This is a genomic window from Candidatus Vagococcus giribetii (assembly GCF_017316185.1).
Lineage (GTDB): Bacteria > Bacillota > Bacilli > Lactobacillales > Vagococcaceae > Vagococcus > Vagococcus giribetii.
Window position 1 is genome coordinate 48,492 of record NZ_JAFLVX010000026.1, and the last position, 26,213, is coordinate 74,704.

General features: G+C 35.9%; 29 protein-coding genes. 25 read left to right on the forward strand and 4 right to left on the reverse strand.

What is annotated here, in order from left to right; all coding sequences use genetic code 11:
• Positions 1-60 precede the first annotated feature (60 nt).
• From purE to purD, 14 genes are all read left to right on the forward strand, one after another.
• Positions 61-546 carry a 5-(carboxyamino)imidazole ribonucleotide mutase gene (gene purE, locus DOK76_RS10375; RefSeq protein WP_242542286.1) on the forward strand — a complete coding sequence of 162 codons (486 nt, stop codon included), beginning with the start codon at positions 61-63 and terminating at the stop codon, positions 544-546.
• Positions 539-1,669 (forward strand): 5-(carboxyamino)imidazole ribonucleotide synthase, encoded by a 1,131-nt coding sequence (gene purK, locus DOK76_RS10380; protein WP_206967498.1) that lies wholly within the window; start codon positions 539-541, stop codon positions 1,667-1,669. Before purE ends, purK begins: the two co-directional genes overlap by 8 nt.
• Before the next feature lie 4 nt (positions 1,670-1,673).
• Entirely contained in the window at positions 1,674-2,966 is a 1,293-nt protein-coding gene (gene purB, locus DOK76_RS10385) for an adenylosuccinate lyase (protein ID WP_206967500.1), read from the forward strand.
• Between the two features lie 36 nt (positions 2,967-3,002).
• A complete protein-coding gene (locus tag DOK76_RS10390; protein ID WP_206967502.1) occupies positions 3,003-3,452 on the forward strand; it encodes a YehR family lipoprotein in 450 nt (149 codons plus the stop codon).
• Between the two features lie 196 nt (positions 3,453-3,648).
• On the forward strand, positions 3,649-5,754 hold the full coding sequence (locus DOK76_RS10395; protein ID WP_206967579.1) for an amidase family protein: 2,106 nt from the start codon (positions 3,649-3,651) through the stop codon (positions 5,752-5,754).
• Between the two features lie 191 nt (positions 5,755-5,945).
• Positions 5,946-6,659, forward strand: coding sequence for a phosphoribosylaminoimidazolesuccinocarboxamide synthase (gene purC / locus DOK76_RS10400; RefSeq protein WP_206967504.1), 714 nt, complete (start codon positions 5,946-5,948; stop codon positions 6,657-6,659).
• 3 nt (positions 6,660-6,662) lie between these two features.
• On the forward strand, positions 6,663-6,914 hold the full coding sequence (purS, locus tag DOK76_RS10405; protein ID WP_206967506.1) for a phosphoribosylformylglycinamidine synthase subunit PurS: 252 nt from the start codon (positions 6,663-6,665) through the stop codon (positions 6,912-6,914).
• A gap of 1 nt (position 6,915) precedes the next feature.
• The gene (purQ, locus tag DOK76_RS10410) at positions 6,916-7,593 is read left to right on the forward strand and encodes a phosphoribosylformylglycinamidine synthase subunit PurQ (protein ID WP_206967508.1); all 678 of its coding nucleotides are present in this window, start codon (positions 6,916-6,918) and stop codon (positions 7,591-7,593) included.
• Between the two features lie 3 nt (positions 7,594-7,596).
• On the forward strand, positions 7,597-9,819 hold the full coding sequence (gene purL, locus DOK76_RS10415; RefSeq protein WP_206967510.1) for a phosphoribosylformylglycinamidine synthase subunit PurL: 2,223 nt from the start codon (positions 7,597-7,599) through the stop codon (positions 9,817-9,819).
• On the forward strand, positions 9,804-11,228 hold the full coding sequence (purF, locus tag DOK76_RS10420) for an amidophosphoribosyltransferase (protein WP_206967512.1): 1,425 nt from the start codon (positions 9,804-9,806) through the stop codon (positions 11,226-11,228). The genes purL and purF overlap by 16 nt, the downstream gene beginning before the upstream one ends.
• A 2-nt stretch (positions 11,229-11,230) precedes the next feature.
• On the forward strand, positions 11,231-12,277 hold the full coding sequence (gene purM / locus DOK76_RS10425) for a phosphoribosylformylglycinamidine cyclo-ligase (protein WP_206967514.1): 1,047 nt from the start codon (positions 11,231-11,233) through the stop codon (positions 12,275-12,277).
• Positions 12,274-12,855, forward strand: coding sequence for a phosphoribosylglycinamide formyltransferase (purN, locus tag DOK76_RS10430; protein ID WP_206967516.1), 582 nt, complete (start codon positions 12,274-12,276; stop codon positions 12,853-12,855). Before purM ends, purN begins: the two co-directional genes overlap by 4 nt.
• Complete coding sequence (gene purH, locus DOK76_RS10435) at positions 12,845-14,386, forward strand: bifunctional phosphoribosylaminoimidazolecarboxamide formyltransferase/IMP cyclohydrolase (RefSeq protein WP_206967519.1); 1,542 nt, start codon at positions 12,845-12,847, stop codon at positions 14,384-14,386. Before purN ends, purH begins: the two co-directional genes overlap by 11 nt.
• A 13-nt stretch (positions 14,387-14,399) precedes the next feature.
• The gene (gene purD, locus DOK76_RS10440; RefSeq protein ID WP_206967520.1) at positions 14,400-15,656 is read left to right on the forward strand and encodes a phosphoribosylamine--glycine ligase; all 1,257 of its coding nucleotides are present in this window, start codon (positions 14,400-14,402) and stop codon (positions 15,654-15,656) included.
• Positions 15,657-15,697: 41 nt separating this feature from the next.
• Here the strand turns inward: purD and rbsU are convergent, their stop codons facing one another.
• The 4 genes from rbsU to rbsR all read right to left on the reverse strand — a co-directional run bounded on the left by rbsU (position 15,698) and on the right by rbsR (position 19,006).
• Positions 15,698-16,585, reverse strand: a complete 888-nt coding sequence (gene rbsU, locus DOK76_RS10445; RefSeq protein WP_206967522.1) for a ribose/proton symporter RbsU — start codon at positions 16,583-16,585, stop codon at positions 15,698-15,700.
• 22 nt (positions 16,586-16,607) lie between these two features.
• Positions 16,608-17,003 (reverse strand): D-ribose pyranase, encoded by a 396-nt coding sequence (gene rbsD / locus DOK76_RS10450; protein ID WP_206967524.1) that lies wholly within the window; start codon positions 17,001-17,003, stop codon positions 16,608-16,610.
• Positions 17,004-17,017: 14 nt separating this feature from the next.
• Positions 17,018-17,923 (reverse strand): ribokinase, encoded by a 906-nt coding sequence (rbsK, locus tag DOK76_RS10455; RefSeq protein WP_206967526.1) that lies wholly within the window; start codon positions 17,921-17,923, stop codon positions 17,018-17,020.
• A 93-nt stretch (positions 17,924-18,016) separates the two neighbouring features.
• The gene (gene rbsR / locus DOK76_RS10460) at positions 18,017-19,006 is read right to left on the reverse strand and encodes a ribose utilization transcriptional repressor RbsR (protein WP_206967528.1); all 990 of its coding nucleotides are present in this window, start codon (positions 19,004-19,006) and stop codon (positions 18,017-18,019) included.
• A gap of 241 nt (positions 19,007-19,247) precedes the next feature.
• On the opposite strand from rbsR, the gene DOK76_RS10465 reads away from it, so the two are divergent.
• From DOK76_RS10465 to DOK76_RS10515, 11 genes are all read left to right on the forward strand, one after another.
• Positions 19,248-19,778 carry a YqeG family HAD IIIA-type phosphatase gene (locus tag DOK76_RS10465; protein ID WP_206967530.1) on the forward strand — a complete coding sequence of 177 codons (531 nt, stop codon included), beginning with the start codon at positions 19,248-19,250 and terminating at the stop codon, positions 19,776-19,778.
• Complete coding sequence (yqeH, locus tag DOK76_RS10470) at positions 19,771-20,880, forward strand: ribosome biogenesis GTPase YqeH (protein ID WP_206967532.1); 1,110 nt, start codon at positions 19,771-19,773, stop codon at positions 20,878-20,880. The genes DOK76_RS10465 and yqeH overlap by 8 nt, the downstream gene beginning before the upstream one ends.
• Positions 20,881-20,900: 20 nt before the next feature.
• Positions 20,901-21,212, forward strand: a complete 312-nt coding sequence (yhbY, locus tag DOK76_RS10475; protein ID WP_206967534.1) for a ribosome assembly RNA-binding protein YhbY — start codon at positions 20,901-20,903, stop codon at positions 21,210-21,212.
• Positions 21,213-21,228: 16 nt separating this feature from the next.
• Positions 21,229-21,879, forward strand: a complete 651-nt coding sequence (locus tag DOK76_RS10480; RefSeq protein WP_206967536.1) for a nicotinate-nucleotide adenylyltransferase — start codon at positions 21,229-21,231, stop codon at positions 21,877-21,879.
• A complete protein-coding gene (gene yqeK, locus DOK76_RS10485) occupies positions 21,857-22,456 on the forward strand; it encodes a bis(5'-nucleosyl)-tetraphosphatase (symmetrical) YqeK (RefSeq protein WP_242542287.1) in 600 nt (199 codons plus the stop codon). Before DOK76_RS10480 ends, yqeK begins: the two co-directional genes overlap by 23 nt.
• A 9-nt stretch (positions 22,457-22,465) precedes the next feature.
• Entirely contained in the window at positions 22,466-22,822 is a 357-nt protein-coding gene (gene rsfS, locus DOK76_RS10490) for a ribosome silencing factor (RefSeq protein WP_206967538.1), read from the forward strand.
• Positions 22,823-22,824: 2 nt separating this feature from the next.
• Positions 22,825-23,559 (forward strand): class I SAM-dependent DNA methyltransferase, encoded by a 735-nt coding sequence (locus tag DOK76_RS10495; RefSeq protein ID WP_206967540.1) that lies wholly within the window; start codon positions 22,825-22,827, stop codon positions 23,557-23,559.
• A 202-nt stretch (positions 23,560-23,761) separates the two neighbouring features.
• Entirely contained in the window at positions 23,762-24,946 is a 1,185-nt protein-coding gene (locus DOK76_RS10500) for a nucleotidyltransferase (RefSeq protein ID WP_206967542.1), read from the forward strand.
• Positions 24,943-25,272 (forward strand): DsrE family protein, encoded by a 330-nt coding sequence (locus tag DOK76_RS10505; protein ID WP_206967544.1) that lies wholly within the window; start codon positions 24,943-24,945, stop codon positions 25,270-25,272. The genes DOK76_RS10500 and DOK76_RS10505 overlap by 4 nt, the downstream gene beginning before the upstream one ends.
• 141 nt (positions 25,273-25,413) lie before the next feature.
• Positions 25,414-25,647 (forward strand): DUF3955 domain-containing protein, encoded by a 234-nt coding sequence (locus tag DOK76_RS10510; protein ID WP_206967547.1) that lies wholly within the window; start codon positions 25,414-25,416, stop codon positions 25,645-25,647.
• Between the two features lie 91 nt (positions 25,648-25,738).
• Positions 25,739-26,203: a DUF2975 domain-containing protein gene (locus DOK76_RS10515; protein WP_206967548.1), complete on the forward strand. Its 465-nt coding sequence runs from the start codon at positions 25,739-25,741 to the stop codon at positions 26,201-26,203.
• Positions 26,204-26,213 lie beyond the last annotated feature (10 nt).

The window sequence follows — 26,213 nt, forward strand, 5'->3', positions numbered from 1 at the left end:
AAGGTTGACCCTGATTTTTATCCTTGTTAGAATATAGAAAAAGAGAGGGGTTCATAAATAATGGCAGATGTAGCAGTAATTATGGGAAGTATCTCTGATTGGGAGACGATGAAAGAGGCCTGTGTGGTCTTAGAAGAGTTTGGTGTGTCTTATGAGAAGCATATTGTATCAGCTCATAGAACACCTGATTTGATGTTTCGTTTTGCAGAAGAAGCTAAAGCTAATGGTATTAAAGTGATTATTGCAGGAGCAGGAGGAGCAGCTCATTTACCAGGTATGGTCGCAGCTAAAACGACTTTACCAGTGATTGGTGTACCTGTTCAATCAAAAGCCTTAAATGGCCTAGACTCATTGTTATCAATTGTTCAGATGCCAGGAGGTATTCCTGTAGCCACAACAGCAATCGGAACAGCAGGCGCTAAAAATAGCGGTCTTTTGGCTGTTCAGATACTGGCTATTTCAAGTGAAGCTTTAACACTGTCACTAGAAAGCTACCGCCAAAAAATGACTCAAAGTGTGTTAGAAAGCGAGGCTCATTTTGACTAATTTATTGAAACCGGGAAAAACAATCGGCATTATTGGTGGTGGTCAATTAGGCCAAATGATGGCAATGAGTGCAAAAGAAATGGGATTTGTTGTGGGTGTACTTGATCCAACACCAAACTGTCCAGCGTCTCAAGTAGCAGATTGGACTATTGTTGCTGCTTATGATGATGCTGAAAAAATAGCAGAGTTAGAAAATAAATCAGATTGTCTGACTTATGAATTTGAAAATGTTAATTCTCAGGTATTAGCTGAAAAAGTTCCTTTGTCTAAGTTGCCTCAAGGGCTAGAGTTATTAAAAATCAGTCAACACAGAGGTAGAGAAAAAACTTTTTTTGAGACACTGGGTCTTCCAATGGCGTCCTTTAGCCTTGTTGAAACAAAGGAAGAATTAGTAAATGGTTTAAAAAAAATAGGCACACCAGCTGTTTTAAAAACGTGTTCTGGTGGGTATGATGGTAAAGGACAAGTTGTAATCCATCATGAAGAAGAAATTGATGAAGCTCTTTTATTAGTAGCTCAAGGTGAATGTATTCTTGAAGAATGGCTTGAATTTTCGAAGGAAGTCTCTGTTATTGTGTCTGGTACGACAGGTGGAACTTACGAAGTTTTTCCAATTGCTGAAAATGAACATCGACACAATGTTCTTTATCAAACAATTGTTCCAGCAAGAATTTCTCAAGGGTGTGAAGAACAGGCAAAAGAGATTGGCCTTAAAATCGCTAAAGAGCTTCAAGTTAGTGGCACTATGACAGTTGAATTGTTTGTGACTGAAGATGAGAGATTACTAGTCAATGAAATGGCGCCAAGACCTCATAACTCAGGGCATTATTCCATTGAAGCATGTAATATTAGTCAGTTTGATGGGCACATAAGAGGAATTTGTGGGTGGCCTTTACCAAAAATATATCTACATCAGCCTTCAATTATGGTAAATTTATTAGGTGATGAAATGACTCGTTCAGAAGAGTTGATTAGTGAGAAGCCAAATTGGTTTTTCCACTACTATGGAAAAGAAGCAGTCAAGCCCGGAAGAAAGATGGGACACATCACGATGTTAACGGAAGATGTTTCTCAAACAGAAGCCGAAATAAAAGCAACTAAAATATGGAATCAGAGAGGATAAGACAATGTTAGAACGTTATACACGAGAAGAAATGGGACGTATTTGGACAGACGAAAATCGCTATCAAGCATGGTTAGAAGTTGAAATTTTAGCCGATGAAGCTTGGGCAGAGTTAGGTGAGATCCCTAAAGAAGATGTGGTTAAAATTCGTGAAAATGCTAGTTTTGATGTTGAACGTATTCTAGAAATTGAAGCAGAAACAAGACATGATGTGGTGGCCTTTACACGTGCCGTATCTGAAAGTTTAGGTGAAGAGCGTAAGTGGGTTCATTACGGTTTAACAAGTACAGACGTAGTGGATACAGCTTATGGCTATCTATTGAAGCAAGCAAATGATATTTTACGCCAAGACTTAGAAAACTTTAAAAATATTCTAGCCAAAAAAGCAGTTGAGCATAAATACACTGTTATGATGGGAAGAACTCATGGTGTTCATGCTGAACCGACAACATTTGGTTTGAAATTAGCTCTTTGGTATTCTGAAATGAAACGCAACATTGAGCGTTTTGAACATGCAGCTAAAGGCGTTGAAGCTGGTAAAGTAAGTGGAGCAGTAGGAACATTTGCTAACACACCACCTTTTGTTGAAGAATATGTGTGTAAGCAACTAGGTATTAGAGCACAAGAAGTATCAACTCAAGTGTTACCAAGAGACTTGCATGCTGAATACTTATCTTCAATTGCCTTGATTGCAACAAGTATTGAAAAATTTGCAACAGAAATCAGAGGATTACAAAAATCAGAAACACGCGAAGTAGAAGAATTTTTTGCAAAAGGTCAAAAAGGTTCTTCAGCAATGCCTCATAAACGTAACCCAATTGGCTCAGAAAACATGACTGGTTTAGCACGTGTGATTCGTGGACATATGCTAACAGCTTATGAAAACGTGTCATTATGGCATGAAAGAGATATCTCTCATTCATCTGCAGAACGTATCATTATTCCTGATTCAACTATTTTACTTAACTACATGTTAAACCGTTTTGGCACAATTGTTGAGAATTTAACAGTTTTCCCTGAAAACATGAAGCGTAACATGGATGCTACTTTTGGCTTAATCTATAGTCAACGTGTGCTATTAAAATTAATTGATAAAGGTATGTCTCGTGAAGAATCATATGACTTAGTCCAACCTAAAACAGCATTTGCTTGGGATAACCAAGTTCAATTTAAACCTCTTTTAGAAGAAGATGAAACGATTACTTCTGTATTAAGCCAAGAAGAAATTGATGATGCTTTCGATTATAACTATCATTTGAAAAATGTAGATGTCATTTTTGAGCGTGTTGGCTTATAATTATTTCATGGGGAAATAATTATAAAGGAGAAAGTCATGAAAAAAATTTGGAGCCTATTCTTAGTAGTTACCATGGTTGTGATTTTTGGTGCCTGTGGTCAGAAAGAAGAAACTGCAGTTTACCACAAAGAAGTGTCACCAGGAGTTAGCTTGAAAGTAACGTATCACTATAAAGGTGATGAAGTAACAAAGCTTTCGACTGTCAATAAAATTGAATACGAAAAAGTAGGTATTCAAGATAAAGAAGAAGCAAAAGAAGTCTTCGAACCAATGAGCGAGCAATTTAAAGAAATAAATGGCATTGAACACACGATTAAGTTTGGTGCAAAAGAAATGACTGAAAACTTAACAATCGATTACACAAAGCTTGATTACGAAAAGGCAAAACTTATCCCAGGTATTGTAGAAGAATCTGAAGATGGTAAAGGCTTAAGCTTTAAGAAGAGTCAAGAGATGTTAGAAAGTGAAGGATTCAAAAAACAATAGACAGTAAAAAGCAAATGGATTGATGCCATTTGCTTTTTTTGTACTTAGTTATAAAAAACGATATTGTTTTTTACAAAACTTGATTTAAACGTGTTTAGACACTTTTTGAGTGAATTAAGGAGTTGGTTTAAGCATCATTGCTCCTCTTTTTTTCCTTTTTCGATACACTAGGTAAGGAGAAAAAAGGAGAGTGTTTATGAGTAGATTAAAAAAAGTTTTACTTGGAATAATTGTTGGAATTAGTTGGTTCCAAGTTGGCTCAGCGACAAGTTTTGGAGAAGAGACCCAAAGTCAATTACCAACAAGAGAAGAAATTTTATCACACTATGAGACTTATTCAGCAAAGGAATTAGCTGATAGTGTTCGACATAATATTGTCACAAGTGAAGATTTAGTTAATAAGGCTTTAGAAAAAGTGAAGGAAGAAAATCCATCACTAAACGCAGTCATTGGTTTACGAGAAACAGAAGCTTTAAATGAGGCGAAAGCTATTCAAGATAACGGTCAACCCTTTTTAGGTGTTCCTATTTTAGTTAAAGGATTAGGACATACAGTTAAAGGAATGCCAAATTCTAATGGATTTCCATTTGCTAAAGATCAATTAGCCGGCTCTAATGGTTCAGTAGTCAAGGAACTCCAAGGACTAGGTTTTATCGTTATTGGACAAACAAATTTCCCGGAAATGGGCTGGCGAAATATTACTGATTCAGCTCTTTATGGACCAACAGGAAGTCCGTGGAATCCTAATTATCAAGCAGGTGGATCTTCTGGTGGAGCAGCATCAAGTGTTGCTTCAGGAATGAATCCAGTTGCATCTGGTAGTGATGCAGGCGGATCAATTAGAATTCCAGCTTCATGGAATGGAGTAGTTGGTTTAAAACCTTCTCGAGGTATCTTAAAAGCTAATAGTGCTTCTCCGAAAGGCCAAGTTGTTCACTTTGCTAATACGAAATCCATGGAAGACACAAATTTGTTGTTTGAAAGTTTGAGAAATCCTAAAAGCCCGATTTCTGATGATATTTTATCAAAAGAGATGAAAATAGCTTATTCTACTGAGTCACCAGTAGGGACACCAGTTAGTGAAGATTCCAAGTTAGCAGTAAAAGAAGCCGTTGACTTTTTGAAACAAGAAGGTTTTCAAGTTGAAGAGGTAACGCCAGACATTGATGGCATAAAGCTGATGGAAGGTTATTATACAATCGCCGCAGGCTCAGCTGGAATGGCTGAGTATTTAGGAAGTCAAATCTTGAAACGTCCTATTACAATTGATGATGTGGATATCTTGACATGGGCACTTTATCAAACGGGTAAGGTAACAACTAAAGAAGAAGTAGACGAAGCTTGGCGTTTTAATCAAGAAGCTCAAGAAAAAATGACTGCTTTTCATGAAGCCTATCCCATTTATTTAACACCAACTACAGCATCAACAGCACCTATGATAGGGGATCCATTAATAACGTCAAATAATTTGGAGAAAATGAAACAGATTGAGACAGTGGACGCACCAAGTCGTAAAAAACTAATTTATGATCAATGGTTAGATGCCCTAACATATTCACCTTACACGCAATTATCTAATCTAACAGGTGAGCCAGCAATTAGTTTACCGACATATGTTTCAAAAGAAGGGTTACCCTTAGGCATTCAGTTTAATGCAAGAACAGGAGAGGACCGTTTATTACTTGAAATGGGTGATCTATTTGAAAAAAATAATAAATTTAAGTTGTGGTTAAACAAAGAAGATCAGCCGACAGAACCAAGTACAAGTAGTTCAAGCGAAAGTGAGACAACAGAATCAAGTGCAAGCAGTTCAAGCGAAAGTGAAACAACAGAATCAAGTGCAAGCAGTTCAAGCGAAAGTGAAACAACAGAGTCAAGTATAACTAGTTCAAGTGAGAACGAAACAACAGAGTCAAGTACAACTAGTTCAAGTGAAAGTGAGACAATCGAATCAAGTACAAGCAGCTCAAGTGAGATAGCAGAACCAAGTGCAAGTAGTACGAGTGAAAGCGAAACAACAGAACCGAGTGCAAGTAGTACGAGTGAAAGTAAGACAACAGAACCGAGCACAAGCAGTTCAAGTGAAAGCGAGTCTAAAAAAGAAAATCTCATATTAGGTAGCAAGAAGAATGATAATGATTCTTCGAAACCAAAATCATCAAACGGTCAAAACGTAGTAGATAAAGTGTTACCTAAAACAGGTTCACTAGATTCAAGTAAATTGGTTGTTATAGGTCTTGTTCTAATAATAGTTTTTGTCTTATGGATCAGAATAAAGAATAAACAAAAAACAGAATTCTAATTAGAGTTCTGTTTTTTTTATTAGGTTAAAGGTTTATTTAAATCTTTAAACACGAACAATATATTCATAAAAGATTAAAATAGTTAATAATTATTTGACTATGCTTGTATGAGTTGATACACTCTAGTTAAGTTAACGAACGTATATACTTTTTGTTTTGAAAATGATCATTAATAGGAGATGAAATAAGAGTGGATTCAACTGTTTTATATCAAGGTAAAGCTAAAAACGTACATTCAACAGAAAATGAGCAAGAGTTAAGATTAGAGTATCTAGATCAAGCAACAGCGCTAAATGGTAAAAAGAAAGATCATATTATTGGAAAAGGAAGTTTAAACAATCAAATCACTTCTTTGATTTTTTCTTACTTAACAGAGAAAAAAATCCCTCATCACTGGATTAAGCAATTATCAAGTAATGAGCAACTAGTCAAAAGAGTAGAGATTATTCCTTTAGAAGTAGTTCTAAGAAACATTGCTACAGGTAGTTTTACTAAAAGACTAGGTGTGGAAGAAGGAACGAAGCTACCGTTTCCAATCATTGAATTTTACTATAAAGACGATAGTTTAGATGATCCGTTTATCAATGAGGATCACATTGAATTTTTACAATTAGCAAGTAAAGAAGAAGTAATAGAGTTAAAAGAAAATGCCTTAAAGATTAATCAACTGCTTCAAACCTTATTTGAAGAAATTGGTGTGACACTAGTTGATTTTAAATTAGAGTTTGGAAAAGACTACGAAGGTCAGATTATTTTATCTGATGAGATTACCCCTGATACATGTCGTTTATGGGATAAAGAAACAGGAGAGTCCCTTGATAAAGATATTTACCGCAAAGACTTAGGCGAAATTGTCCCGATTTATGAAGAAATATTAACTAGACTAAAAGGAAGAGGAGCATAAAATATGTTTAAAATCAGAGTATACGTTGGGTATAAAGAATCAGTATTGGACCCTCAAGCAGAAGTGATTCAAGGAGCGATTAATCGTTTAGGTCATGGAGAGGTATCAGACGTTAAAATTGGTAAGTTTTTTGATTTTAAGGTGTCTGCAACAAGCAAGGAAGATGCTATTCAAATAGCAGAAAAAATTAGTGATCAATTATTAGCAAATGTTAACATGGAGAGCTTTAAAGTAGAAATATTGGAGGAATTATAACATGAAGTTTGGTGTAATTGTTTTTCCCGGTTCTAATTGTGACATTGATTTATATTTAGCGATTAAAGACATCATCAAAGAAGAAGTGGTTTATATCCCTCATACAGCAGATGATTTATCAGATATTGATGCTGTCCTAATTCCTGGTGGGTTCTCATATGGAGACTACTTACGTTGTGGTGCCATTGCCCGTTTTTCAACAGTTATGGAAGCTGTGATTCAATTTGCAGCAGAAGGTAAACCAGTATTTGGTACATGTAATGGATTCCAGATTTTAACAGAGGCAGGTCTTTTGCCAGGTGTATTATTAAAAAATGATTCTCTTAAATTTGTTTGTAACACACAGGACGTTAAAGTGGTAAACAATCAAACACTATTTACTTCAAGTTATCAACAAGATGAAGTACTCAGATTGCCGATTGCTCACGGTGAAGGGAATTATTATTGTGATGAAGAAACTTTAGCATCATTAAAAGAAAATGATCAAATTATTTTTACATATGAAACAACAAATCCTAATGGTAGTTTGGAAAATATTGCAGGGATTACAAATAAAGAAGGAAATGTCTTAGGTATGATGCCACATCCAGAGCGCGCTATGGAGGATTTACTAGGTAGTGATTCTGGACGAAGAATGTTTGAATCAGTTGTTGATTATTTGAGAAAGGTTGGGAAATAAGGCATGACATTAATACATGAACCAACACCACAAGAAGTTAAAGAGACAAAACTTTATCAAGAGTGGGGACTAACAAACGAAGAATACCGTCTGATTAGTGAAGATATTCTAGGTCGTTTACCTAATTACACAGAAACAGGTCTTTTCTCTGTAATGTGGAGTGAGCATTGTTCTTATAAAAATAGTAAACCTGTTTTAAGAAAATTCCCAACCAGTGGTCCACAAGTGTTACAAGGTCCTGGAGAAGGAGCGGGGATTGTTGATATTGGTGATAATTTAGCTGTTGTGTTTAAAGCAGAAAGTCATAATCATCCTTCAGCAGTGGAGCCTTATGAAGGTGCAGCTACTGGTGTTGGTGGGATTATTCGTGATATTTTCAGCATGGGAGCTCGTCCTATTGCGATGTTAAATTCTCTTCGTTTTGGTGAGTTAACGAATGAACGTACTAAATTTTTACTAGAGCAAGTAGTAGCTGGTATTGGTGGTTATGGTAATTGTATTGGGATTCCAACTGTTGGTGGAGAAGTAGGATTTGATCCTTGTTATGAAGGTAATCCATTAGTTAACGCTATGTGTGTGGGCTTGATTGACCATAAAGATATTCAAAAAGGGCAAGCTAAAGGTGTTGATAACACTATTATGTATGTTGGAGCAAAAACAGGACGCGACGGCATTCATGGAGCGACTTTTGCTTCTGAGGAGTTTACAGAAGGAGAAGAACAACAACGTTCAGCTGTTCAAGTGGGGGATCCTTTCATGGAGAAACTCTTAATGGAAGCTTGCTTAGATTTAATTTTAAATCACTCTGATATTTTAGTTGGGATTCAAGATATGGGAGCAGCAGGTTTAGTATCATCAAGTAGTGAAATGGCTTCAAAAGCCGGTTCTGGTTTAGAACTGTATTTAGATGATGTGCCTCAACGAGAAACTAATATGACACCTTACGAGATGATGTTGTCTGAGTCTCAAGAGCGTATGTTGTTATGTATTCAAAAGGGTTCTGAAGAGCAAGTGGTGGAGTTATTTGAATCATACGGACTAGATGCTGTTAACATTGGTAAAGTGACAGATGACAAACACTACCGATTATTCCATAAAGGTATTCAAGTAGCGGATTTACCAGTAGATGCTTTAGCAGAAGAAGCACCAGAATACCAAAAGCCGCAACAAGAACCAGCGAGAATAGCTCAATTTAAAGAGATGGCTCCGTATCAACCGGTTATTGAAGATGGATCAGATACTTTAGTTCGTTTATTACAACAACCAACAATCGCTTCTAAAAAAGATATTTTTGAAACCTATGATTCACGAGTTAGAACTAATACAGTGGTTGGTCCAGGAAGTGACGCAGCTGTCTTGCGTGTTCGTGGGACGAATAAAGCTTTAGCTATGACGACTGATTGTAATAGTCGCTACTTGTACTTAAATCCAGAAATTGGTGGAAAAATGGCAGTTGCTGAAGCAGCTCGAAATATTGTGGCTAGTGGTGGTAAACCCTTAGCTATTACAGATTGTTTAAACTTTGGTTCACCAGACAAGCCAGAAGGTTTCTGGGAGCTAAGCACATCTGCTGATGGGATTGCTGAGGCTTGTCGAGCATTAGAAACCCCAGTTATTTCAGGTAACGTTTCTTTATACAATGAAACCAATGGTCAATCTGTTTACCCAACGCCAGTTATTGGGATGGTAGGTTTAGTTGAAGATTTAGCTCATGTGACAACTCAAGACTTCAAAGAAGCTGGTCACTTAGTTTATGTGTTAGGTGAAACAAAAGCTGATTTTAATGGAACAGAACTTCAAAAAATGTTAACAGGAAAAATCGAAGGGGTTCTAAATGACTTTGATTTATCAGTTGAAAAAGAGAATCAACAAGTTTTACTTAGAAGTATTCAAGAAGGATTAGTTGAAAGTGCTCATGATTGTTCAGAAGGTGGGCTAGGAGTAGCGTTAATCGAATCATGTTTTGTTAATGACCTTGGTTTTGAGGGCGAGTTTTCACAGGAAGCAAGTCTTTTATTTGCTGAAACTCCTTCTCGTTTTGTTGTTTCTATCAAAGAAGAGAACCAAGAAGCATTTGAAGCGTTGATGGGAGAAAAAGTAGTGTGTGTTGGAAAGACAATAAATGGTAACGACTTTATTCTGAAATGTCAAGATCAGTTAGTTGAAGTTGGGATAGTAAAAGCCAAAGGATTATGGGAGGGTGCCATCTCATGTCTTATGAAGTAAGAGGATTACATGAAGAGTGTGGTATTTTCGGGATTTGGGGACACCAAGATGCGTCTAAAGTGACGTATTTTGGTCTTCATTCCTTGCAGCACCGTGGGCAAGAAGGAGCAGGCATTGTATCTAATGATCAAGGTGAGTTAAAAGGCTACCGTGATTTAGGTCTGCTAGCAGAAGTATTTGATTCACCTAAACATTTAGAAGAACTAACAGGTAATGCTGCCATTGGTCATGTGCGTTACGGAACAAGTGGTTCAGGTGGTATTAATAATATTCAACCTTTTTTATTTAAATTTTTTGATGGGTCCTTTGCTTTAGCTCACAATGGTAATTTAGTGAATGCTAAGAGCTTGCGTCAAGAGGTAGAAAAAGAAGGTGGGATTTTCCATTCAAATTCAGATACTGAAATCCTAATGCACTTAGTTAGAAAGAGTCAAAAAGATACGTTTATAGATCGGTTGAAAGAAGCTCTCAATCAGATTAAGGGTGGATTTGCCTACTTGCTATTAACGGAAGACGCTATGTATGCCACACTAGATCCTAATGCTTTTCGTCCATTAGCAATTGGTCAAATGAAAAGTGGCGCTTATGTAGTCGCTAGTGAAACCTGTGCCTTAGATGCTATTGGAGCGACTTTTGTTCGTGACGTAGAGCCAGGTGAGTTGATTACTATAAATGACGAGGGTATGACAATTGATAGATACACAGAAGATACCCAATATGCAATCTGTTCAATGGAATATATTTATTTTGCTCGACCAGACTCAAACATCAAAGGTGTCAATGTGCATTCTGCGAGAAAAAATATGGGGAAAAACTTAGCGAAAGAATGTCCCGTTGAGGCTGATATGGTTATCGGTGTTCCTAACTCTTCTTTATCAGCTGCCAGTGGTTATGCAGAGATGAGTGGTATTCCTTATGAAATGGGCCTTATCAAAAATCAATACGTTGGACGTACCTTTATTCAGCCAACTCAGGAGCTACGTGAAGAAGGTGTTCGAATGAAGCTTTCTGCAGTTCGTGGAGTGGTTGAAGGAAAAAAAATTATTCTAGTTGATGACAGTATTGTCCGAGGCACAACGATTAGAAGAATCGTTACTCTTTTAAAAAATGCTGGAGCGAAGGAAGTTCATGTAAGAATTTCTGCACCACCATTAAAATTCCCATGCTTTTATGGAATAGATATTGAAAATAAAAAAGAGTTAATTGCTGCTAGATTAACGAATGAAGAAATCAGAGAAGAAATTAATGCTGATTCTTTAGAATTTTTAAGTGAAGAAGGCTTGATTGAAGCGGTTGGCTTACAACTTGATGCACCGTACTCAGGCCTTTGTATGGCTTACTTTAATGGAGATTACCCAACTAAATTATATGATTATGAACAAAATTTATTAAACGATCAAGGAGTGTAGTCATGGAAAATGCATACAAGAAAGCTGGCGTTAATGTAGAAGCTGGTTATGAAGTAGTGGACCGCATTAAAAAGCATGCGAAACGAACAGAACGTTTAGGCGTTATGGGCGCTTTAGGTGGTTTTGGAGGTTGCTTTGATTTAAGTGCTTATCAGGTCAAAGAACCTGTCTTAGTATCAGGAACTGATGGTGTTGGGACAAAATTACTATTGGCTATTGAAGCAGACAAACATGATACGATTGGTATTGATTGTGTAGCAATGTGTGTAAACGACATACTAGCTCAAGGTGCCACTCCTTTGTATTTTCTTGATTACCTAGCAACAGGGAAAAATGAACCGGCTAAAATGGAAGCTATCGTTTCAGGTGTAGCTGAAGGTTGTGTTCAAGGACAAATGGCTTTAATTGGTGGAGAAACAGCTGAAATGCCAGGCATGTATGGTGAAAATGACTATGATTTAGCAGGTTTTGCTGTTGGTGTAGCTGAGAAATCAGAACTTTTAAGCGCAGATAAAGTCAAAGCTGGTGACGTGTTAATTGGTTTACCGTCAAGCGGGATTCACTCAAATGGTTTTTCTTTAGTTCGAAAAATATTCTTCCAAGACAATAACTTTTCTTTGGAAGATGTGTTACCTGAATTAGGTGGAAAAACCTTAGCAGATGTTTTACTAGAACCAACTAAGATTTATGTCAATGAAGTGCTACCTCTAATCAATAAAGGCTTAATTAATGGTGTTTCTCATGTGACAGGTGGCGGATTTGTTGAAAATTTACCTCGCATGATTGAAGACAACTTAGGTATTGAGATTGATAAAGGTTCTTGGGAAATTCCTGCTATTTTTTCAGTCATGAAAGAACAAGGAAAACTTCAAGAAGAAGAAATGTATGAGATTTTCAATATGGGCATTGGTATGGTATTAGCTGTGTCTCCTGGGCATGTAGAGACAGTTAAACAAGAGCTGAATTCAATGGAAGAATCTTATTTTGAGATTGGTCGCGTGACTGTCAAAAATAAGGAAGCCATATTATTTAACGAGGAACAGCTATGAGAATAGCTGTTTTTGCCTCAGGAAGTGGTTCTAATTTTCAAGCCATTGTCGAAAGTTTTCAGAAACAAGATATACCAGGAGAGTTGGCTTGTTTATTTTGTGATCAGCCTAATGCTTATGTGATTGAAAGAGCTAAAAAAGAAAATATCCCCTATTTTATTTTAGCGAAACAGCCAACACAAACAAAATCAGACTATGAATTACAACTCATTCATTTATTAAGAACTGAGCAAATTGATTTAGTCGTTTTAGCTGGTTACATGAAAATTTTAGGTCCTGATTTTTTAGCAGCTTATCCAAATCGAGTCTTAAATCTACATCCGTCCTTGTTACCAAAATTCCCCGGTAAACAAGGCATTAAAGATGCTTACGACTCGTTAGAGACAGAAACAGGTATTACCATACATTTAGTAGACAGTGGAGTCGATACAGGACCAATTATCTTTCAAAAGAAACTAAAACGCGTAAAGGGCGAGTCATTAGAAGAATTAGAGCAACGAATTCATGAATTAGAACATAGGTATTATCCAAAAGTAATTGGAGAATTTATAAGGGAGATTGTAGTCAATGACAAGTAAAAGAGCACTGATTAGCGTATCTGATAAGACAGGTATTGTCGCATTTTCAAAAGAGTTAAGCTGGTTAGGTTATGAGATTATTTCAACTGGTGGGACACAAAAAGCATTAGAAGAAGCTGGTATTAACACGTTAAATATCGAGGAAGTTACCCACTTTCCTGAGATGTTAGATGGTCGTGTCAAAACTCTTCACCCAATGATTCATGGAGGGTTATTAGGTAAACGAAGCTTAACTTCTCATCTCGAAACAATGAAAGAACACAATATTATCCCCATTGACCTTGTTTGTGTCAATTTATACCCATTTAAAGAAACCCTAGAAAAACCTGGTGTGACTGAAGAAGAAATTATTGAAAATATTGATATTGGTGGACCAAGTATGCTGAGAAGTGCTAGTAAAAACTTTGAGAGCGTAACGGTTCTTGTAGAATCAAGTGACTACGAGACAGTCCTTTCTGAAATCAAAGAAAATACTGAAACAAGCCTTGAAACAAGAAAAAAACTAGCTGCAAAAGCTTTTAGACATACAGCAAGTTATGATGCTTTGATCGCGGATTATTTAACGAACTCAGTAGGAGTAACAGAACCTGAATCGTTAACCTTAACATTTGATTTACAACAAACACTTCGCTACGGAGAAAATAATCATCAAAAAGCAAGTTTTTATGCTGATAAACAAAAGAAAGCTTATGCTATTTCTTCGGCTAAACAATTACACGGAAAAGAGTTATCTTTTAATAACATTAAAGATGCTGATGCGTGTTTAAGAATTATTCGTGAGTTTGACACACCAGCGGCCGTTGCTGTAAAACACATGAATCCATGTGGTATTGGAATCGGTGAGACTATCTTTGATGCCTTTACTCATGCTTATGAGAGTGATCCTGTCTCTATTTTTGGTGGTATTATCGCGCTAAACAAGGAAGTCGATTTAAAAACTGCAGAAAAACTAAGTCATATTTTCTTAGAAATTATTATCGCACCAAGTTTTAGTGAAGAAGCATTTGATTTATTGAGTCAAAAGAAAAATATTCGCTTGTTAAGTTTAGAGATGGCTCAAAAAGAAACAGTTAAAGCGAAAGAATACACATCTGTTTTAGGTGGCTTGCTAGTACAAGAATATGATGATTTAGTTGAAAATGAAGAGGATTGGCAAGTAGTGACAAAACGTCAACCAACCCCTGAGGAAAGACGTGCATTAGCATTTGCTTATAAAGCAGTGAAACACGTAAAAAGTAATGCCATTGTTATTGCAAATGACGTTCAAACTTTAGGTGTTGGCGCGGGCCAAATGAACCGAGTAGGATCTGTCCAAATTGCTTTAGATCAAGCAAAAGATAAGTTAACAGGGGCAGTGCTTTCAAGTGATGCGTTTTTCCCAATGGCAGATAGTGTGGAAAAAATTGGTGAAGCAGGTATTAAAGCGATTATTCAACCTGGTGGAAGCATCAAAGACCAAGAATCCATTGATATGGCTGATAAGTACGGGATTACGATGATCTTTACTAATACAAGACACTTTAAACATTAAAAAGGAGATAATCATGAAGCGAAATATTTTAGTTATTGGTAGCGGTGGTAGGGAACATGCTTTATGCAAGAAGTTACTAGAGAGTCCTAAAGTAGCCAATGTTTATTGCGCTAAAGGTAATGACGGTATGACCCTTGATGGGATTAAAGTGATAGATATAGCTGAAGATAACCATGATGAGTTAATTAAGTTCGCTAAAGAACAAGAGATTACTTGGGCACTAGTTGGACCAGAAGTTCCACTTATGAATGGGTTAGTAGATGACTTTAAAGCCCAAGGTATTAAAGCCTTTGGTCCAAGTAAAGAGGCAGCTTTAATTGAAGGCTCAAAAGAATTTGCTAAAGAGTTAATGATGAATAACAACATACCAACAGCTGCATATGAGAGCTTTTCTGATTTTAATAAGGCTCTTTGTTATGTTGAAGAAGGAACATTTCCTGTTGTTATCAAAGCAGATGGTCTTGCAGCAGGAAAAGGAGTAATCATTGCTCAAACACTAGAAGAAGCCAAAAAAGCCTTAGCGGATATTTTGCTAGATAATTATTTTGGAAATGACGAGCCGAAAGTCGTGATTGAAGAGTTTTTAGTTGGTAGAGAGTTCTCTCTATTATCCTTTGTAAACGAAACGGGAATTTATCCAATGGTTGCTGCTAAGGATCACAAAGCGATTTTTGATGGTGATAAAGGACCTAACACAGGCGGAATGGGTGCATACAGTCCGGTTGATTACGTTACTAAAGAGATTGAACAAGAAGTGCTGACAACAATCATTGAACCAACGATTCAAGGCATGAAAGAGTTAAATAAACCTTTTGAAGGTATTCTTTATACAGGTCTTATCTTGACAGAAGAAGGACCAAAAGTGATTGAATACAATGCAAGATTTGGTGATCCAGAAACTCAAGTATTACTTGAGAGATTAATAAGTGATTTATCAGATGTGGTGGATGATTTATTAAATCAACGTGTTCCAAAGATTGAATGGCAAGAAGAGGGGATTAGTTTAGGTGTTGTTGTATCTGCCAAGGGTTATCCTGGAGAATATGAGAAACACAGTCCTTTACCTGACTTTGAAACAGCTGATGTTAAGATTTTTTATTCAGGAGTTAAACAAGAAGAAAAGAGACTTGTGTCAGCAGGTGGACGGGTATTTTTAGTAGCAGCAACTGCTAATAGTAAAGAAGAAGCCCATGAAAAAGTTTATACTTGGCTTCATCAACAACCTTTAGCTAATTTTTATTATCGTCAAGATATTGGTAAGATTGTATAAAATAAAGAGACCTTTTCGCTAATGAAAAGGTCTCTTTATTTTTATAGCATGACAGTAACGGTAGCTGCAATAATAATTAATGCTAAACCAATTAGAGTCATGGTCATCTCTTTTTTAGTTCTCTTTTGACCAAGGAACCAAATACCAGTTAAGGTTGCAAGAACAACTGAAGTTTGAGATAAAATAAATCCTGTAGCTAAACCATTCATATCTGGTTGAGCAGAAATTAAGTAAGTTAAAGCGGCAAAAGCGAAGAAGAAGCCTGAAAAAATATGTTTATAAGAAACAACTTCTGTAAAAGCTGATTTTTCTTTGTTTTTTAAGGTTAAGACTAAGCTATAAACAACAGCTACTAAAACCATTCCAAGAGCCTGTGGTAAGAACGCTTCTTGTCCAGTTAAGTTAGTCGCTTGTGGCGCAGCAGAGTATCCCCAGTAACCAATTTCTCCAATAGCTAACAAGATAATGGCTTTTTTCAAAACAGAAGCATCTTCTGCTGATTTTTTTTCTGTCCAAACGGTTAAGCTAGCACCAATAATGATTAAGACTAAAGCCAAACCACCTAAAAGTTTTGCGTTCATAGTTGGCCAGTTTCCTAACGCAATAACACCCCAAAGAGAAGCACCTAACAGTTGGAAAGCAGTCGTCACAGGCATTGCTTTTGACGAACCAATTAAACCAAAGCAATAGAACGTAATGATTTGAGCACTAGCCCAGCCAATTCCTGAAAGAATTCCTAAAGCTAAATCAGTTCCTGTAGCTAGTTGAATACCTTGTGCCATTGAAAAAATAATGGCAAAGATTAGAGTTCCTAAGGTAGATCCTAAAATCTGATTAACAGGTTTACCGCCAATCTTAGAAGCAATAGTGGGGTATAGCCCCCAACCAAGTAATGGTCCAAGTCCAATTAAAAGAGCAGTTGTATTCATCTATTTTCCTCCTACAAGCGTGTTAAAAAACAACGCCACTTTCTAAAATAATATTAGCGTAAGGTGACATTTCACCAGTTCTAATAAAAGCATGACAGTTATTTAAGTCTTGTTTCATCTGACTATGAGGGATAAACTCAATAGCTGTATGAGGTAAACGTTCTTGAATTTCATTTAAGACGATTGGATTCATTTCTTTTATTTCTTCTGCTAGATAAACTTTTTGAACTTCTAATTCTTCCAGGACATTATTTAAGACATCCATAAAACTTGGGATACCATTTGTTACGGCTAAATCTATTTTTTCTGTGGTCATTGGAACAGGCATACCAGCGTCCCCAATACTTAATGTATCAAAGTGTCCCATTTGAGAGATGACTCTTGAAATATCTGAATTAATAACTTTTGATTTTTTCATTGTATTTTCCTTTCTTAAACCAATTCATTTTTGTAGGGAATTGAAGGTTGTGCACCAAATCTTTGAACTGTAAGAGAAGAGGCTTTATTTCCATAAGTGATAGCTTCTTCGATATTACTGAAATCTGGTTTTAAGACACTACTTAGAGCACCAATGAAGGTATCGCCTGCAGCAGTCGTATCAACTGCTTTTACTTTGAAAGCTGGAATAATACCTGACTGACCATGAACATCATAAAAAGCACCTTTACTGCCGATAGTGATAATAACAGCTTCAATACCTAATGCATGTAGTTGATCAGCTGCTTCCTTCAAGCTAGCTTCATCTGTTACTTTAATGCCAGTTAAAATTTCTGTCTCTGTTTCATTTGGAATAATCATGTCCGTCACTGATAATAAATCCTTAGGAATATCATGAATGGCTGGAGCAGGGTTTAAAATGGTTTTTACTTGATGATTGCGCGCAATATTAAACGCTTCAATCGTGCTGTCCATAGCGCTTTCAAATTGAGAAATAATAAAATCACTCTTAGTAATAGTATCTAAAGACTGTTTAACATGATCTGGTGTGAACTTGTTATTAGCACCAGAAAAAATCATAATACTATTTTCTCCAGAATCATCTACAGTAATGAAGGCTTGTCCCGTTGATTCATTGTCTAGAGTAGCGACACCAGTTGTATCAATTGCTTCTTGTTCTAATAAATCACGCATCACATTACCTGCACCATCATTTCCAACTGCACCAATAAAGTAAGTGTCAGCACCTGAGCGTTTAGCTGCCACGGCTTGGTTAGCACCTTTACCACCACCAGCAGTAAAATGTTCTTTGGCATGCAATGTTTCACCAGGTTTAGGCATTTGACTCACTCTTAGTGTTGTATCAAGGTTAATACTTCCAATAACTGTAATCGTATTCATTTTAGAACCTCCAATAGTTAATTTGAAAATTAAAACGTTTTATTAAAACGTTTTAATAACTTGGTAAAAATATAACACATGTTGAAAGCAATTTCAAGCATGTGTCGTAGACTCTCTTTTTATTAAGGTAACTGGCAAGGTTTTGTTTTGCCATTCTTCCTTTGGTTGATTGATTCTTTCAAGGAGCATTAGAGCGGTTTGTTGACCTAATTCATAAATAGGTTGGGCGATAGTGGTTAAAGTAGGAGTGACGTATTCACACATATCTACATTATCGTAGCCGATAATACTGTAATCATCAGGAATGCGTTTGCCTAGTTGTTTTAGCCCATAACAAAGCCCAAAAGCTAATTCGTCATTCAATGCAAAGACAGCTGATGCGTTTGTTGCTACTAACTTATCAACCACTAGTTTACCACCTTCTTTTGATAAATCCGTCTCAAGTAAAGTGATATCGTTAGGATAAATAGATTGAAATCCGTCTAATCGATGTTGGATATTAACAGTCATATGTTTTGGAATGACGACTGCCACATATTGGTGTCCTAGTTCCTTTAAATGATTAGCAGCGAGCTGTCCACCTAAAAAATCATCTGTGCCAATTGTGTCACTCTCTTTATCAAAGGCTTTTTGATCTAATATGATAAAAGGGTGTTTCTTTGTTCTTAATAAGGAGTCAATGGCCTCATTACTGATAGCAGAACTGGCAATAATAAAACCATCTACTCCACGACGACTTAATTCTTCTAAAGCCACACTTTCTTTTGTATCATCAGTATCGGCATTACAAAGCATGGTAATGAATTGTTCTTTATATAAAACATCTTCAATTCCTTTAACTAGTGTGGAGAAAAAGGGGTTGGTAATATCAGGTACCATAACACCAATCGTTTTACTTTCTTTCATGATCATTCTACGAGCGAAATAGTCAGCTTCGTAATTCATGTCTTGTTTGACTTGTTGTACTTTTTCAACGGTTTTAGGACTAAAGTTCTGTGTATTGCCATTTAATATTTGAGAAACAGTGGCGATAGAGACACCAGAAGCTTTAGCGACATCTTTAATTGTTACTTTTTTTCCCATTCTTTTCTCACCTTAATTATATGATTGATTTTATTGTAACTGATTTAAAGGCAAAAGCCTATTCTAACTTTAATTATCACACAAGGGTGTTAGGAAATTAGAAAAGAAAGAGAGTCAAAGATAAGAGCTAAGTCATTATTTTTGCGTCATTTTTAATGAAATATCCGTTAAAATAGCGTATAATAGGTGAAAAGTATGGGAGGCCAGGCGTGTCTCCTATTTTTTATGAAAGGAAGTCAGTATGTTTCTAAAATATAAACCAACGTGGATGATAGAAGCCATTTATGATATCACTCCCGAACAACTGAAAAAACAAGGCATTGAAGCCGTTTTGACAGATTTGGATAATACCTTAATTGCTTGGAACAATCCAGATGGTACTCCTGAGTTATTACAATGGATTGAAACAATGAAGGAAGCCGATATTCCTGTGATTGTTGTTTCAAACAACAAAGCCTCACGAATTGATCGAGCAGTGACTCATTTAGGTCTTGAATATGTGTCTCGTGCCATGAAACCTTTTCAAAAAGGTTTTAATGAAGTGGAGAAACGCTATAACTTACCAAAAGATAAGCTACTTATGGTAGGAGATCAGTTGATGACAGATATTAAAGGCGCTAATAATGCAGGTATCAAAAATGTGTTAGTGAAACCAATTGTTGAGACAGATGCATGGAATACTAAATTTAATCGTGCTATGGAAAAAAGAATAAAAAATTATTTACATAAGAAACACCCAGATATGAAATGGAGGAAATCACTGAATGACTGAGGAAATACGTTGTATTGGTTGTGGGACAGTAATTCAAACAACAGATAAAGAAAAAATGGGCTACACACCTAATTCGGCTCTAGAAAAAGGCTTAGAAAGTGGCGATGTTTATTGCCAACGCTGCTTTAGATTAAGACATTACAATGATATTCAAGATGTGGCTATGACAGATAAAGAATTCTTAGCCCTTTTAAACAGCATTGGACAAACAGATGCTTTAATTGTCAATGTAGTGGATATCTTTGATTTTAATGGTAGCTTAATCCCTGGACTACACCGTTTTGTAGGGGATAATCCTGTCTTACTTGTTGGTAACAAAGTGGATATTTTACCTAAATCATTGAAAAAACCTAAGATGATTCAATGGATGAAAGAGCGTGCTCACGAAGTTGGTTTACGTCCAATTGATGTGACTTTAACAAGTGCTAAGAGTAAGCACGATATTGAGGACTTATTGGATTTAATTGAGGAGTACCGTGAAGGTCGAGATGTGTATGTTGTAGGGGTAACTAATGTTGGTAAATCAACTTTAATCAATGCGATTATCAATCATTCTGCAGGAGTGAAAGATTTAATTACGACATCACAATTCCCAGGTACAACCTTAGATAAAATTGAAATTCCATTAGATGATGGTCAATATTTGATTGATACACCAGGTATTATTCATCGTCATCAAATGGCTCATTATTTAGGTAAAAAAGATTTAATGCTTGTGTCACCTAAGAAAGAAATCAAACCAAAAGTCTATCAATTAAACGAAGGTCAAACCCTATTTTTAGGTGGCTTGGCACGTTTTGATTTTATTCAAGGAAATAAGCAAGGCTTTATTACTTATGTATCTAATGATTTAACCATTCATCGAACAAAATTAGAAAAAGCAACTGAATTTTATGCCAAACATGTGGGTGGCTTATTACAACCACCTAGAGAAACAGAGGTAGAAGAATTCCCTGAGTTGGTTCGATTTGAATTTTCAGTTAAAGCCAAAACAGATTTAGTTTTTGCAGGTCTTGGTTGGGTAACCATTCCTGAAGCAGGTGTTGTGGCTGGTTGGGCGCCAAAAGGTGTCGACGTTATTCAAAGAAAATCTTTAATATAAAAATAGCGAGGTATAAAGAAATGGCATTAAGAGGAAAACAAAAAAGCTTTTTAAGAAGCGAAGCACATCATTTGAATCCAGTGGTTCAAATTGGAAAAAATGGTTTAAGTGAAACACTTTTAGATCAAGTAGATGAATTACTTGAAAGAAGAGAGTTAATCAAAGTAACGTTGTTACAAAATACAGACGAAGAAGCAAGTGATGTAAAAGATGTTTTTGAAGCAACGCTACATTGTGACGTGGTTCAAACAATTGGACGCATTTTGGTTGTTTATCGTCCATCTTCAAAAGAAAAATACCAAAAAATCTCACAACAAGTTCGTTCGATCTAAGGAGTAGTGAGGTAACATGAAGCAACCTATTCACACCCTAGAAGAAATACCTTCTTTATTGTTAGATAAACAACCCAAAAGAAGACGTGTCGGTATTTTAGGTGGTGGGTTTAATCCTGTTCACATGGGGCATTTGATTATTGCAGAACAAGTAAGTGCTCAACTTGATTTAGATGAGTTTTACTTGATGCCTTCTTATCAATCCCCTCATGTGGATAAAAAAGAGACAATTGACTCACATCACCGAGTAGAGATGTTAAAGTTAGGTATTCAAGATAATCCTAAATTAAGCTTAGAATTAACAGAAGTTGTTAGAAAAGGTAAAAGTTATACATATGACACGATGGCCTATTTAACCAATATGCATCCAGACACAGACTATTATTTTGTCATTGGGGGAGATATGGTAGAGTATCTACCTAAATGGCATAAAATAGATGAGTTGGTTCAAATGATTCAATTTGTGGGTGTTAATCGTTTAGGAAGTCCTAAAACCACAGATTATCCATTAATTTGGGTAGATGTTCCATTAATCGATATCAGCTCAAGTATGATACGTCAAAAAATTGCTTCGAACCAATCTGTCAAATACTTTTTACCTGATAATGTGTTAGAATATATTCATAAAAAAGGACTGTATCAACATGACAGTAAAGATAACTTATAGTAAGAAGTATACTGATCTATCAAGGAAAATGTTAATCGAAAAAGTATCTCAACAAATGAGCGATAAGAGATTCCAACATGTATTAAGAGTGGAAGAAAAAGCCTGTCATTTAGCTGATCTTTATCAAGTAGATAGAGAACAGGCGAGTATTGCAGCCTTGACTCATGATTATGCTAAAGAGCGACCAGATAATGAGATGATTGATTTAATTCAATCAAAAGGTTTTGATAAAACCTTATTAGATTATGGTAATGCCATTTGGCACGGTATTCTTGGAGCTTATTTAGTCCAACAAGAACTTGGTATAAATGACCCAGTTATCTTAGAGGCAATTGAAACCCATACAACGGGAGAAAAAGTCATGAGTGAGTTGGCAAAAGTCATTTATGTAGCAGACTATGTAGAAGAGGGCCGTCAATTTCCCGTTGTAAAAGAAGCAAGACAATTAGCAGAGAAAAACTTAGATGAGGCAGTGGCTTTTGAAACAAAGCATACCTTGCTTCACTTAATAAACAAAGAAATGAAAATCTACCCAAAAACCATTGAAACATACAATGCATGGGTAGTGAATCCATAGGAGGTTATTATGATTAATAGTCAAGAAATATTAGAATTAGTAGTAAAAGCAGCAGATGATAAACGTGCGGAGGATATCGTAGCCTTAGACGTTAGTAACGTATCACTTTTAGCAGATTATTTTGTGATTTGCCACGGTAACAGTGACAAACAAGTAATGGCGATTGCTAATGAGGTTGTTGAAGAATCTCATAAACACCAAGTAGAAGTTAAACGAGTAGAAGGAAAAGAAACAGCTCGTTGGGTATTAATTGACTTAGGTGATGTGATTGTTCACGTCTTCCACGGTGAAGAAAGAGAATTCTACAACTTAGAAAAATTATGGTCAGACGCACCATTAGTTAATATCACAAGTATGGTTGAGTAATCATGGCAAGTTATGAAACATTTGCCAAAATCTATGATGAAGTGATGGATGAAAATCTTTATCTAGATTGGTTAGAATTTACTTGTCGTCATTTAGAAAAGAAACAACAAAAGCTATTAGAATTAGCTTGTGGAACAGGCATTTTGTCTGTTGAGTTGGCTAATTTAGGTTTTGAAGTGACCGGCTTAGACTTGTCAGAAGAGATGATTGCTCTTGCTAAAGAAAGAATCACAACAGATGATGAAGGTTTAAACTTTGTGACTGGCGATATGCTAGAGTTGAAAGAGCGTGAGACATATGACGTGGTAACTTGTTACTCTGATTCATTATGCTATATGCCAAATGAAGAAGCAGTACAACAAGTCTTTGATGGTGTCTATGCTTCTTTAAAAAATGAAGGAACTTTTATCTTTGATGTGCATTCAATCTATCAAATGAATGAAGGCTTCTCAGAATATAGCTATCACTATCAAACAGATGAGTTTGCTTTTTTATGGGAAAGTTATCCTGGTGATTATGATCATAGTGTGGAGCATTTCTTAACATTTTTCGTTTCAGATAAAAAAGGAAAATTCGAACGTTTTGATGAACTCCATGAAGAGAGAACGTATGACGTATCAATTTATAGGCAGTTATTGAAACAAGCTGGCTTTAAAAAGATTGACGTATTTGCTGATTTTGAAGACAGTGAACCAGATGACGAATCTAGACGTTGGTTTTTTATCTGTCATAAATAATAAGCAAACAGGGTGGGTTAAAAGTCGTTTTGCTCAGAGCAACTGGAGGAATTAAGGGACAATCGTTTTTTCGATTGAACCTTAATTGTGAAGTTGTTGAAAGAGTAGACTTTTTATCCCCTGACTAATAAAGAAAATTCAGTGAAAAAGAATGGAGGATGACATTTGAGTCAGCCTCTTTTTTATGAAGGAAGTGAGATAAATGAAGAGTTGTGGTGTCATCGTTGAATACAATCCATTTCATCATGGGCATGCCTATCATTTGAGAGAGGCCAGAAAAGAGTCTCAAGCAGATTGCTTAGTAGCAGTGATGAGTGGTAATTTCTTACAAAGGGGAGAGCCTGCTTGTTTAGATAAGTGGCAAAGAGCTCGTGTAGCCTTAGAGAATGGCGCTGATCTTGTGATTGAATTACCTTTTTGTTATGCAGTTCAGTCAGCTGATTACTTTACTAAGGGTGGTGTTCGGCTATTACAAGCCTTACAAGTAGATTCTCTTTGTTTCGGGACAGATAGCAAAGAATCCTTAGATTATGAAGCTTTTGGGACATTTTCTGCTCAGAACGAAAGTTTAATCAATAAGACCTATCAAGAAATGAAAAATAATGGGAATAGCTATCCACAACAAATGACCGAAGTTTATCGAAAGTTACTTCCTGAATGGTCTTTGGATTTTTCTTCCCCTAATCATATTTTGGGCATGGGATATGCTAAAGAAAACGCTAAGTACAAGTGTCCCATGAGTCTTTATCCAATCAAACGGGTGGGGAATGAGTACCATGATACAACTATTCAACAAAATTCTTTTGCTAGTGCCACATCTATCCGCCATTTAGCTCACCAAGGACATTTGAGTGATATCAAAGAAGTAGTTCCAAGTAGTACGTTTAAACAGTTATTAGAGGAAGAGATTATTTCCTGGAATCAAGCATGGCCTCTGCTAAAGTACAACATTATCAGCTCCAGTATCGAGGAACTTAAAACAATCTATCAGATGGTTGAAGGACTTGAATATCGTTTTAAAGAAGCGGCATTAAAAGCAACTGACTTTCATGAGTTTGTTTCTCTTGTGAAAAGCAAACGCTATACATGGACAAGAATTCAACGACTCTCACTGTATGTATTACTCAATATCACTAAACCGATAATTGACTCTGCGTGGCAAGAAGAATACATTCGTGTACTAGGTTTTAACGACTGTGGTCGGGAGTTTTTAAAGACTAGAAAAAAAGAAACGACGTTTAATATTATTACCAATGTGAATCAGAAAAATGACAAGCAATTAGAGTTGGACATTAAAGCCGGACAAGTGTATTCTTTATTCATGAACGAAAATAAGAGTCAAGATTACTACCAATCACCTATTTATTTAAAGGAGACTGAACAATGAAAGTTATTTTCCATATCAATGAATTATCAAAATGGTCAAGTGTCTTAGCTAATGTCACTAATTTGTTAGAAGCAGGTCGTGGAGATGTTATTAGTGTTGAAGTATTAGCTAACGGAGACGCAGTTAAGGGATATACTGACACTGGTTTTGGGATTATTATGCATGAGCTAGTTGAAGAAGGGGTCAGATTAAGTAGCTGTGAACATGCAATGAAGAATCATGATCTTAACAAGGAGGACTTGTTTCCCTTTGTCAAAATTGTTCCTGCTGGTGTATTAAGATTAGTCGAATGCCAAACCGCTGGATATGCTTATATCAAAGCTTAAATAGGTGAAAGAAATACTATTGTTTGATCGATAGCATTTCTTTTTTTTATTAAGAAAATCGTAAATCAACATATNNATATGTTGATTTACGATTTTGTGGATGATATATTTAGTTCATCAAAAGGAAAGCAGGAAAACAAAATGATTAAACAAAATAAATCACCAAAACTAACCATGACAGCTTTATTCTTCTTATTTATGGGGCTAGCTTCACTTATTATTAAAAATTTCATGCCTGAATATGTGAATGCACAAGGTATGCTGATTGAGCCATACTTCTTTATGATCCCAATTGGTTTTTTATTAGTTTTTATTGGGTTGATTATTGGATCAATTGCCTTTATCAGAAATATGAGTAGTTTAAAAAATAAATAAATAAACAGGCTAAAGATTTTCAAATGAAAGAAAATCTTAGCCTGTTTGTTCTGTGATATAATGAAAAAAGAATTTTCAAAGGGGATAACATATGACAGTCAAAAAAATCAACCTAATGTTTAAATCTATTATTGTTATTCTAGGAGTAAGTGGTTTAAGTTTATTAGTTTTTGCAGCACCTCTTATTAGTCAAAACCTAGAAGAAACAAATCTTAATACCGTGATTCAAGTAATGTTATGGATAACAGCAATACCCGTTTTATTTATTTTAATGACTTTATGGAAGATTAGTTCCAGATTATTAAATGAGACGTTTTTTTCAAAGGAAACAAGTGAAGGATTAATCAAAATTGCTTATGCTTCACTGATTGAAAGTGGTATTTATGGAATTGCTCTTATTTTTGGTCTGTTTCAATTAAAAGGAAACTATCCTTACTTCTTAGTTTGTTTCTTCTTTTTCTTTTTGGGCTTAGTCATAGCAGTGATAGCATCTTTACTATCCTACATTTTCAGAATGGCTCATGAACTAAAAGATGAAAATGACTTAACGATATAGAAGGAGGAAG